This is a genomic window from Neochlamydia sp. AcF84 (assembly GCF_011087585.1).
Classification (GTDB): Bacteria; Chlamydiota; Chlamydiia; order Chlamydiales; family Parachlamydiaceae; genus Neochlamydia.
Genome location: NZ_VJOT01000046.1, coordinates 65,974 through 78,102 on the forward strand (window position 1 = coordinate 65,974; position 12,129 = coordinate 78,102).

Sequence of the window (12,129 nt, forward strand, 5' to 3'; positions counted from 1 at the left end):
TACGGGGACACGAAGTTCTGAAATGCTTTCAAATACTAGGTTTGAGATACTAACATATGTTAAAACCTACTTTAAAAACTCTATCGTTTTCTAGAAGGCTTTGCTAAATCCTTTATTGCTAGGTTAACATTAGAAGTGAAGGGGGCCAAATTACTCGCTAATGTGCACAAGGATAGTGACATTTGCCTTTAATTCACCTTCTTTGGCTAAATGGAGTAAATTCAGCAATCATTTTTGCTTGCGCAATAAGGATAAGAATAGCATGCGAAGGGGAATGGGATGTAAAATCCATGGTAGAGACTAAGCCGAGGAAATGGGCTAAAATTCATCTAGGCATACATACCGTTATATTTAGAGGCCAATCATGAACAAATTAAGCATACATGGCCACACTACTTTAAAAAGAGCAAGGTTTAAATAAACAGGATGCTTATAAATGAAAAAAGTTTTTTTTAATCCCTCGGCTCTCTTACATTTTCATCCTATCCTTGTAGCAGATCAGAGGGAACCCCTATCTTTTGCTTCGAGGGAAGAAGAGACTCAAGCTTTGGTTCAAGCAACCCATACTACTGCTATGCAGGCCTTTGAGCAAACTTTTAATCTTTTCGCACATTTCCATAGCTTAGCTAAAAAAACACGTGAAGGAACAACAAGTATACAATATGGCCAATTAGTAAAAAAAGTAGAATCTATTTTATTACAAGCTAAAAACTTAGTGGCTAAAGACCCTACGATCTCGCCTCCACATATAATCGAGGAAATGGAAAAACAATTTGAGGAACTTTGTACAAACATGCCTGTAGGTAAAAGTGTATTGCTACAAAAAGATGTAGATAAGCTAAAGAGTTTAGGTAAAGTTTCAATTAATAAAACTTACAGGTATAAAGAAAAAGAATATTACGAACCTCGCGTTTCTTTATTGGAAATAGCTGGCTATTTCGTGGATTTTATGGAAGCAAATGGCTATGCTTCCATAGCTGTTTCAATGAAAAGAGACATCTATTACCATATATGCAAGGAAAAAACTTTCACTCTTGTGGGCTTTAGAAAGAAAAAATCTTTTTTTTCATCTTTTCCCCTTCTTTCCAAATCTAAATTTTCTGAGCAACAAAAAATAAGTAAGCAATTGGATCAACTAAGGAGATTAATTAATGAAAAAATTAGTAGCTGGGGATATGAGGGTTTCACAATCTTTCATATGGATGAAGTAAAACATTTGCTTACCCAAGCAGACAAAGACGAGTGGGGTAGCAGCATCTTTCTCTACCACAGAAAAATGGGAAATGAAGATCTAGCTTTCTATGAAGAAGTTATTCCGTATGAAAATCCTTATATAGAGGAAGAAAAAAAAGTTAATGGTCTTCCCCGACTAACTAGAAAAAGGTTAGAAGTCCCAGAAATACGCCCTATTCTTGATGTAAACTTTGAGAAAAAAAGAAAATTTTTTGGGATGAGAGCTTTTTTTAATAATTATTTACTTTTCATTTTTATAGCTATACGGAAATTTTTTTCCAGGTGTAGTAAAATCGCTCATAATCAAATTTCTCGCTTAATAAAAGCTCTTTATACACTTGTAAATTGCTGTAGAGGTAAGCATAAAAAGAAGTTGCCTTTGCTATAAATGAAGAGTTATCTGTTCTGGGGACATAGAAAAGAAATTTACACTGCATTTATTGAGAAAAAGAATAATCACTTTGGGGTTTTCCTCTTTTAGGCATAATTTTTCCTAGCTCATCATTGGCTCCTTCCTTTATTAATTTTTTCTGCAATTTTTTTGATAAGTATAAATTTAAAGGGCTTTTCCAGCTCATCTGTGCTAAAGCTAAATTATAAGATAAATAAGATTGAATCTCTTAGACTTGATATGGTAGCTTTCTTGATTGCTTGTATGGCGTTTAAAAACAATCTTTTATTTAAAGCAAAGTTTTTGAGTTATTATTGTCAAATTTGGTCGGTAAGATATAATAACTTTTTCTAAACACCAGGTGCTAAGGCAGACACACTATTTAAATGACTATTAACGCACACCCTTATCAGGTATTTTTCTATGTTGGTCACTAAGACAAAAATTATTTGTACCATTGGCCCTGCTGTAAATACGGTAGAGAAGATGATGCGATTGATGGAAGGCGGGATGAATGCTGCCCGTCTTAATTTCAGCCATGGGAGCTATGAGGAACATGCGATTGTGATTAACAACCTTAAGAAAGCTCGTACTCAGAAAAAGATGCCTTTAGCTATTATCTTAGATACCAAGGGACCTGAAATTCGAATTGGTAAAATTACTGGGGGACAAATTAACCTCAGGCATGGACAATTATTAAATTTATTTAAAAATTCTATAGAAGGAAGCGAGCAAGGAGTCTGCGTTCATCCTTTCTATGTTTTAAATGATCTTAGTATAGGCACGCGGGTTCTTTTTGATGACGGTTACATCTGCTCCCATGTCATCGAATCTACAGCTGAAAAGGTGGTCGTTAAGATTGATAATGGAGGTGTCCTCAAATCAGGTAAAGGGGTGAATATCCCGAATGTCAGCTTGAGTCTACCAAACATTACTGAAAAAGATATAGCCGATATTCATTTTGGCTGTAAGCATGATGTAGATGTTATAGCCGCCTCTTTTGTACGTTCACCAGAGCATGTACTTGCCATCAAAAGACTTTTGACTAAAGAAAAAAAGCCAGATATTCAGATCTATGCGAAAATTGAAAATAAGGAAGGCATACAAAATTTTGACAGCATCGTTCAGGTTGCAGATGGAATTATGATCGCCAGGGGCGACTTAGGGGTAGAAGTTCCTTTAAGTGAAGTTCCTAGGCTTCAAAAAATGATGATAAGAAAAAGTTATCTGGCAGGGAAACCGGTGGTCACAGCTACCCAGATGCTAGAATCTATGATCAACAACCCTCGTCCTACGCGTGCTGAAGCCTCTGATGTGGCTAATGCGGTATATGATAGCACTTCTTCGGTAATGTTATCAGGAGAAACGGCGATAGGAAAGTATCCTTTTGAAACCGTACAAGTGATGCGAAGTATCGTGCAGGAGGCGGAGGCAGATTTCAATTATCGTGCTTTTTTTGATTTTCATTCAGGTCTGATTCATCATGATGTCCCTTCTGCGGTTACTTTGGCTACGGTAAAAACAGCTTACAGCTCTAGAGCAAAAGCTATATTTGCTTTTACTAGTGGAGGCTCAACAGCATGCCTTTTGTCTCGATTAAGACCCGAAATGCCTATTATAGCTATGACTTCCCATGAGAAATGCTACCATCAGCTGGCTTTAAGCTGGGGTGTAAAGCCCTATTTAAGCTCTCACCCTACAAAAAACATTTCAGAGGCTTTTACTAAGATCAGTACTTTTGCTTTAAAGGAAAATTTAGTAAGCAATGGCGATTTGGTAGTCGTAACAGCGGGCTCTCCGTTTGGCATTTCTGGAACTACCAATATGATGATGGTAGAGAGCATAGGAGATGTATTGGTGCGAGGCCATCATGGTGTAGGTTCCCGCGTGCATGGAAATGCCACCCTTGTTTTATCTCCGGAGTCTGCTAAAGATTATGCGGTAAGGGGGCAGCTACTTGTCATGACGAAATGCGACCCTTCATTCCTTTCCCTCATTCAAGAATCGAAAGGAATTATTTTACAAAACCATATTGATGATGTGGAATCAGAGAAGTTTGCTATCCATATTGCTCAGTTGCTGGATAAGCCTGCCATTGTAAGAGCAGACGAAGCCAGTAGAATATTAAAAGAAGGCCAGCTTGTCACCTTAGATCCGGAAAAAGCGCTGGTTTACAAGGGAGTAATTTTTTGAACCTTAAAGATAAGCGGACCTTCAGCCTAAATATATCATAGAAAAGCATCTAGCTGTTGAATGTTTCTAAATGAAGAGATGGCTTAAAAATTTATCTAAAAAATTACAAATGTACCCTGCCAAGAGCTCTATTGAAATTTTTTTCTCTGTTCCAGCTCTCTTCAGCCTTTGTCATCTAACCAGTTAAAAACTTAGCCTTTAGGCTATTGATTCGATCCCTTTCCTTATATGATTTTTTCCTATAAGGTGGTCACTTTTGGATATGTTTATTAACCATACCTGCTATTTTCATCATATTTACCCCTTCTTGAGTTCCAAAAACCTTTGCCAAAGGCTCATCGGGGACAATTAAGCGCTTGTCTTGAGGATCTTGTAGATTATGATCTTTAATGTAGGCCCATAGCTTTTTAATCACTTCTCCTCTAGACATTTCAGAAGCTCCAATAATAGCAGCAAGCTCTTTAGAGACTTTAACTTCTGGCTGCTTACGGGTAGATTCTTTTGGAGTCGTTTTCTTTTTACTGCTCTCTTTTTTAGCGGCTTTCTTTTTAGAGGAAGTTTTTTCTTCGCTGCCTTTGCGAGTAGCTTTAAGCTTTTTTATATAGGCGGTACGCGGATGATGAGGATATTTAGACTCTAAGAGCTTTAAATCGTTAACAATTACGTCGCACTCAGGGTAGGTAGAGCAACTGTAAAAAGTTTTTCCAAAACGCGATTTTCTTGCCATTATCTGTCCTGGACACTCTAAGGCGGGACAAGCTGGCATGCTTTTTTGAGAAATAAGAGCCTCGCCTTTTTTGGGGATGTTTACAATACCTTTACATTCAGGATAGTTAGTACACCCTAGAAAAGCTCCAAATCGTCCATGGCGGACTTTCATGCTTTTGCCGCATTGAGGGCAGGGTTGCTCCCAGTTAAAATCGGAAGCATACTCTTCTTTATTAAAGGAGAGTTCTTCAGATTGAGCCGTAAAATCACAATCAGGGTAGCGGGAGCAGCCATAAAAATATTTAGATTTAAACCAGATTTTTTGAAGCTTGCCACCACATTTGGGACAGTCGATATCTGTTTGAACTTTTGGAATAAAAGCTTCTTTTTCAGCAATTTCGACAGTAGGTAAAAATTCCTTCCAAAAATCTTGTAGAAGTACTTTCCAGTTTTTACGATCTTCAGCAACTAATTCCAGATCATCTTCCATCTGAGCTGTAAAGCCTATATTCATAATCTTTTGAAAGTTTGTTTCAAGCATTTGTGCTATCACAAAACCTAATTCCGTAGGTTTTAAGCGCCCACTTTCTTTAATCGTATAGTCGCGGCTTTGAATCTTATTCATAATAGTAGCATAAGTTGAAGGACGCCCAATCCCAGATCTTTCTAATTCTTTAACCAAAGAAGCTTCTGTGTAACGGGGAGGAGGTCGAGTAAAGGCTTGCTCAGAAGTTAATTGGATAAGTTGTAGGCTTTGACCTTCCTGCAAGTTAGGTAGCTGGCGACTTTCTTCATCTTTATCGTCATCATCTTTCTTTTCCTCATATACAGCTAGAAAACCAGAAAATTTGATGACCGACCCGGTAGCTCTTAAAATTATATCTTTTCCTACCTTTATGTCTGCTGAGACTGTATCGTAGATAGCCGGCATCATCTGGGAAGAGATAAAGCGTCTCCAAATTAATTGATATAATAAGAATTGCTCTCGGCTCAAATAAGGCTGAATTTTCTCTGGTGCATGATTTAAATTAGCAGGTCGAATGGCCTCATGAGCATCTTGGGCACTTTTTTGGGTGGAATATTGTTTAGCTTCAGTAGGAAGATAATCTTTACCATATTTTTCTAAGATATATTCCCGTGCTGAGCCAAGGGCCTCATTAGAAATACGTACAGAATCCGTACGCATATAGGTAATTAGGCCTTCTGCACCTTCATTTCCTAGATCAATACCTTCGTAGAGGCCCTGAGCTATGTTCATAGTTTTAGCCGAAGAAAATCCATAATGGCGGCTTGCTTCTTGCTGCAAGGTTGAGGTAATAAATGGAGGGACAGGATAACGACGTTTTTCCTTTCTTTCTACGTTAGCTACATGATAAGGCTTATCTTTCATCCGTGCTAATATATCGTCTGCTGTAGCTTTATTGTCGATGATTAAGTAATTTTTACCTTCTACTTCCTCTTTTTCAACTTTTCTACCATCTACAGAGTAAAGATTGGCGCGAAACTGACGTTCTTCTAACTCATTCTTAAGAATAGCTCCAATATTCCAATACTCAATGGGCTTAAAGGCTGCAATTTCTTTTTCTCGATCGACCACTAACTTAAGCGCTACCGATTGCACGCGACCGGCCGATACAAAACTATCTTTTCCTCGATGAATACGTCGATTAAGAAGAGGGGAAATTTTATAGCCTACAATGCGATCTAAAAGACGTCTGGCTTGTTGGGCATTAACCAGAGCTTCATCGATAGGTCGAGGTTGGCTAAGTGCCTTAACTACAGCATCTTTAGTAATCGAGTTGAAAGAGACACGTTTGATATTGGTTTGGGGTGGAAGAATTTGGCTAATATGCCAGGCAATAGCTTCTCCTTCCCTATCAGGATCAGGAGATAGATAAACTGTATCGCAACCTTTAGCAGCTTTTTTCAGTCGTTGAATGACCTGGTCTTTATTAGGCATAATGATATAGGTAGGCTCAAAATTATGTTCAATATCGATACCGAATTCTTTTTCTGGTAAGTCACGTACATGTCCTAGTGAAGATTCGAAAATATAGTGAGGCCCTAAAAATTTTTGGAGCGTTTTAATTTTCGCTGGTGACTCGACAATAATTAAAGATTTTGCCATTCTTGCCTCAAACAACCTTTTTATATATTTAACAAAGATACTTTTTTACTGCTTTTTACTACTACAGCTTATTAAAAAGATATACAATTTGTAGTTATTAGTTTTTTATGCAGCATGCTTGTATAGAAAAAGCGTGCCTTTTATATTTTTTTATAATTTAAATTCCACGGTATTCATCTTAAAAAAGTTGCTTTTTCTCTTTTTAGAACCTCAAATACTTACGCCTGTTTTTTACCCTTTTCCTGGACAGTGCGATCGCTAAATAGAAAATGGCTGAATAAATTTCTACATTTAGCCTTTTGCCAAACTATAATTTGCTATAGAATGGGGTTATAATTTTTTCCTTATGCGCCAAGCTCTTAAAAGGGCTGCAAATATATAAGGCAGCTTCCCTTATTTCTCATGCTGTTAGCAAAGAAATTATTAATCCAGGGGCCTTGCGTTTCAAAAAGAGATTGAGCGCAGAGAATAACAAGGTTTTTTAACTCATTCAAGTTCTTTTTCCGCTTTCTTTTGCTTTAAAGCTGTTAAGATAAGCTTAGGTTCAACCGCCTCTATCCTTTCTACGCTACCAATTTTCTTCACTAAGATTAAATTTAGCTTTCCTTTCACTGTTTTTTTATCCTTATACATATAGCTAATCAAAGTTTCTTCTGATAGCTCTTCTGGTAATGAAAGGGGCAAGTTTAAGCTTTTGAGCAAATTATGCAAGCGAATAATGAGAGAATGCTCAATAAAACCTAAAATTTTACTGGTATAAAAAGCGCAGCTTAATCCTATTGAGACTGCTTGGCCATGCGAAATTTGATAGTCCATAGCCGCTTCGATGGCATGTGCAAAGGTGTGTCCCAGATTTAATGTAGCCCGAATGCCATAATCTCTTTCATCTTTTTCTACGATAAAGGCTTTAATTTTGCAACATTCTACGATGAGAAGATGCATAATTTGAGAATCTTTAGCAAGTATGGCTGTCGTATTTTTTTCTAATTCCTCGAAAAGCTGAGGACCTTGAATAATCCCATATTTAACTATTTCAGCTAAGCCTGCACTAAACTCTTCTGCAGGAAGAGATTGAAGGTAGGAAGAAAAGATCCATACCTGTCGGGCAGGATGAATACTACCAATCAGATTTTTGCTCCCCCTAAAGTTTACTGCTGTTTTTCCTCCTATAGCCGCATCTACCATGCCCATTAAAGTAGTGGGAACATGGATAATGTCTAAACCACGCATATAGCAAGAGGCTACAAAGCCTGCTAAATCAGTGATGACGCCTCCTCCTAAGCTAATAATCAAAGCATGACGATCTATTTCGAAGCGTTGGAGTTCTTGCCAGCAATAAGTGGCAGTTTGCAGGCTTTTAGATCTTTCCCCTGGGGCTAGAATGATTTTATTTATTTGCCTTAAAGGCAATTGCTCGGTAAGGAAAGGCCCGTAAAGAGGATAAACATTAGCATCCGAGATAATAACCAGCTGGGAATAATCTCTTTTAAGCTGCAGATTTGTAAAAAGAGGAACGGGATTAATAAGAATAGAAGAATCTTGCAAGGTAAGGTTAATCGAGGTCCATTGACGAAGGCTTAAGGAATCCATATCTCTTGATTTATTTATGCATAATTTAATGGACTAACTATAAATCTTTTTAAGCCCTTTGGTTAAAAGCCTGATTTTTGCATAGGTAGCTAAAGCCTACAGAGTCAGTAAAAGGATAAATTGCTTTATAGTCTTTTTTCAGTTTAGAGAAAGCACTTTGCATTTTTGGTTGAAAGAGTTATCCAGTATTGGGGGTTATTATAGAGAGAGCGGATCTATTCTCTTTGCTTTCATAGAGGGGTACCTAGCTACAGAAATTAAAAATAGGAGAGCACAAGCCCATTTTAATTGAAAGTAATTTAGCCTATTGAACTTAACCATTTTCTAACGGCTTGCTTCCTAGTTTGAAATAGCCAATAAGTTAGGAGTTGGGCATGCCGAAAAATTAAGACGGCTATTGAAAGGTAACCGTCATAGCATTGGGTACTCTTTTTCCTATTTAGAAAGAAACTGTAAACATTCCTTTTACTTCCACGGCGTTCATTGCTAGGTCTGACGCTACGGAAAGAGATGGGGTGTTATTTATTATTGTATGTCGCTTGTTAACGATTACGTTCAAGGCAGGAAGAAAGCTCTCTTCCCCAGCTTGTTCATGGATATCGTTAAAAGTAAATGAACTATTTTCAACACTCACCATTGTTTCTCCACCTGCCCTAATCGAGCGGTTAAGAGGGAAACTTTTTCAATGATTGAAGGCTCGTTTGTGGTCTCAAAATTTTGATTGAGATTTCAAAAGCGGCGCTTTATATTTTTTGTTTTTTTTTAAGGTGATATTTTGGAAATACAGCCTTTTAGATAAAAAATCTCAAAAAATTTAAATTATGCAACCTATTGATTAATCTTCCCTATTCATTTTTAGCCCACCATTTTTAAAATAGATAGGCATAATTATTTCATTTATAACTTCTTTATATTTCTCATTCTTAAAAAATCAGTCGGGACTTTTATAGTTCTGCACTCTTTTTCATGTGGCTTTCTAGGGCTCTAGAGGTTGTGCAGGATTTAGGAAATCCTCTAGCGATCATGCCTATTAAAACTTATACATGATAAAATTTGTTATAGCAGCTTAAAAAAAACATTAGCAAGTCTTATTAACTATTTTGTTATCAGCTTCTTTCTTGCTTCTATATAATCAGCCAAGGAAGCTTTCCCTTCAGATAACAAGTTATTAAAGGATAAAAATAATTGATCTTTTAAATAAAAAGGAAGAGTACCTTCACGGCTTTTTAGGGCTAGATCTTCCCATTCTTTCCAGGTGGCAAGCTCATCTGAAAAAAGAGACAACTGTTGCTGCAGCATGGCTATCCTTAATAAGTTAAAAGCATATAAAAAAGTCCCATATTGCAGTTTTTCTGGTTTATCTTTGAATGCCTCTCCCTGTTCTAGCATCGAATTTCTTAGGTTAAGTGCGGCTTTCAAGCCTTCTTCATATTCTTCTCTAGCTAATAAAAGGGTTGTTTGGGCGTAGCTAGTATAGAAAGGATCATTTTCATAGGCTGTTCGCTTAATTGCTGATGTCGCATACAGACTAGCCTCTTCATTTTTTCCTCTTAGTAACAATGTCTCAGCAATTAATCCCTCATATTTGGGGTATAATTCTGGATGTGCTGCCATGATTGCATGAAGATTTCTTAGCGCTTCTACTTCCGCGGCAGGATCGCTACTTTCTTGAGAAGAGGTAAAAAGAGAAAATTCTTTCTCCGCACGTATAAAATCAGCTTCAGAAGCGGCATGATGGCGCCATATAAATTGAAAGAGAATAAAGCCAAGGATTATAAGCCCTAAAAAAGAATAAAGAAGAATTTTTCCGTTACCTAAGGCCCATTGAGTCAAAGGATGCGCTAGGAGGGCATCAGACCAAGAGAGGGATGTGTCGGAGGAGAGCAATTCGCGTTTTAGATTTTTTTTCATATTTGAGGGCTTTTTTGCTTGATTTTTGCGCTGTCTAGAACGAATATCATATAACATGTTTATTTATTGTAAAGTTAAAAGTAAAACGTATGAATGTTTCCCAGGAAAAACTTTCTTTGTTCGAAGAATTGCGTTATGTGCCGCTCGATCATATTAATATAAGTCCTTTTCAGCCTAGACGGCAGTTTGCTGAATCTGAATTAAAAGAATTGGCTGAATCTATAAAAGCAGTGGGCTTAATTCATCCACCTATTGTTAGAACTGTGGAAAATTCTTCGCATTATGAGCTGGTGGCAGGAGAAAGGCGCTTTCGTGCTGCTAAGCTAGCAGGCTTATTCGAAATTCCTGTGCTTGTGCGATCGTCAAGTCATATACTTTCTGCCCAAGCTGCTTTAATTGAAAATATTCAGCGAGTGGATTTAAATCCTATAGAGATTTCTAAAGCCCTATTTAGCTTGATGGAAGAATTTAAATTTAGCCAAGAAAAGCTAGCCGCCTCGGTGGGAAAAAAACGTTCGACGATTGCCAATTATCTACGTTTATTGTCTTTACCTAATCTTATACAAGATAGTTTAAGTAAAAATCTAATTACCATGGGGCATGCCAAAGCTATCCTAGCGGTAGAAGGGGCCGAAAAGCAGGTTTATCTGCATGAATTGATTCTAAGAGAGAGTTTAAGTGTGCGTGAAACTGAAAAAGCGGTACAAAAACTTAAGCAAAAAATTAAGCATAAGAAACTCTCTTATGAAACGCGTGACTTTTATTTAGAGCAACTAGCAGAAAAACTGCAGTATAAACTAGGCACTAAAGTTTTTATCCGCGCCAAGGGAAGGCAAGGGCGCATTTCTATCGACTATTTTAACCTTGACGATCTTGAGCGCTTGTTAGAAGCTTTGGGAGTCAGGGAATAAGTTTATATCCCCTGTATTTGAAAATTGATTGCTCTTATCTTACATGATTGATGAGATTTGTTTAATCATCAATAGGGCTTTTATAGGTCATATTGGATTTTTATATTAGCGGGTAGCTAATCTTTTAAGATTTTTCTGAAAAAATAAGCTGAAACAAAGCACTGAAGAGTCTTGAAATATTAACTAGATTGGAGGCTGATAGGTTAACCTTTTATCAAGGTTGTATAACACTTTCTCTTAGCGAGATATAGCTTTTTAAGCTGGGTTCTTGAATCTATCTGCTTTTATCGGCTACGAATTATCAAGATGATAAAAATTTTTAGGAAATTTAGTTTTTAGAGCTACGGGATAAATTTTTTTCAATAAAGTGCAACAATAAGATTACTCCCTCATTCTCATGTTTTTATTAAAGCCTGGAGTCAGGAGGAATAATTTTAGTTTTGCCGGTATTTATTGTTGTTTGAAGATAGTAGGCGATCATAGGGCGGATACCAAGCTTTAAAGGCGATTTTGCTGGCACCTGCGAAGCCAAAAATGCTTGCAAATAACTGTTTTTTCTATTGGCTGCGTGTTTTTATTTTCCCTTCATCCTCAGTGCATCAAGTAGGCATATCTCCATGACCGCTTGCTGAAAAGATGTTAATAATCATTTAACTGTAAACACTAGCAAATGTAGGGGTGGTCATCTCTTTCATCTCTATTCAGCTGTTTTTCCGTGTCAGAGGCTCGCATGTCATGTAAGGTCTTTTCTTTGACTCGTAGGATAGAAGGAGCCAATGGAAAACTTTCTTTAGATTTTTATTACCTCTTTTTTCACGATATTTATCTCAATTTCTACATCTGCCGATAAATAAACCTTCCTTTTATCCGGCCTTGTTGCGTAAATGATCTAATAGTTGGTCTGTTTAAAAGCTTATCAAGTTAGTACCCATTGTCCTTTGGGCATTCCAAGTTTTGTCATCTTATTCATCGCCAAAGATTTAGCATATAATTCTGCCCGCTGATAGTCTAGCTTCCTAGAGCGAAAATCTCCTCCAAAGCTTCTTTTAAAGCGGTACATTGCC

7 protein-coding genes are annotated in these 12,129 nt (G+C 37.2%); 3 read left to right on the forward strand and 4 right to left on the reverse strand.

The window, feature by feature from the left end:
• Positions 1–436: 436 nt before the first annotated feature.
• Entirely contained in the window at positions 437–1,621 is a 1,185-nt protein-coding gene (locus NEOC84_RS05380; RefSeq protein WP_166156298.1) for a hypothetical protein, read from the forward strand.
• Positions 1,622–2,047: 426 nt separating this feature from the next.
• The gene (gene pyk / locus NEOC84_RS05385) at positions 2,048–3,817 is read left to right on the forward strand and encodes a pyruvate kinase (RefSeq protein WP_207391806.1); all 1,770 of its coding nucleotides are present in this window, start codon (positions 2,048–2,050) and stop codon (positions 3,815–3,817) included.
• 250 nt (positions 3,818–4,067) lie between these two features.
• Here the strand turns inward: pyk and topA are convergent, their stop codons facing one another.
• From topA to NEOC84_RS05405, 4 genes are all read right to left on the reverse strand, one after another.
• A complete protein-coding gene (topA, locus tag NEOC84_RS05390; RefSeq protein ID WP_166156300.1) occupies positions 4,068–6,653 on the reverse strand; it encodes a type I DNA topoisomerase in 2,586 nt (861 codons plus the stop codon).
• Positions 6,654–7,139: 486 nt separating this feature from the next.
• Positions 7,140–8,243, reverse strand: a complete 1,104-nt coding sequence (gene aroB / locus NEOC84_RS05395) for a 3-dehydroquinate synthase (RefSeq protein WP_166156303.1) — start codon at positions 8,241–8,243, stop codon at positions 7,140–7,142.
• A 439-nt stretch (positions 8,244–8,682) separates the two neighbouring features.
• Positions 8,683–8,880, reverse strand: a complete 198-nt coding sequence (locus tag NEOC84_RS05400; protein WP_166156306.1) for a hypothetical protein — start codon at positions 8,878–8,880, stop codon at positions 8,683–8,685.
• A gap of 458 nt (positions 8,881–9,338) precedes the next feature.
• On the reverse strand, positions 9,339–10,154 hold the full coding sequence (locus tag NEOC84_RS05405) for a hypothetical protein (protein WP_166156309.1): 816 nt from the start codon (positions 10,152–10,154) through the stop codon (positions 9,339–9,341).
• An 89-nt stretch (positions 10,155–10,243) separates the two neighbouring features.
• On the opposite strand from NEOC84_RS05405, the gene NEOC84_RS05410 reads away from it, so the two are divergent.
• Positions 10,244–11,065, forward strand: coding sequence for a ParB/RepB/Spo0J family partition protein (locus NEOC84_RS05410; RefSeq protein ID WP_166156312.1), 822 nt, complete (start codon positions 10,244–10,246; stop codon positions 11,063–11,065).
• Positions 11,066–12,129: the final 1,064 nt, after the last annotated feature.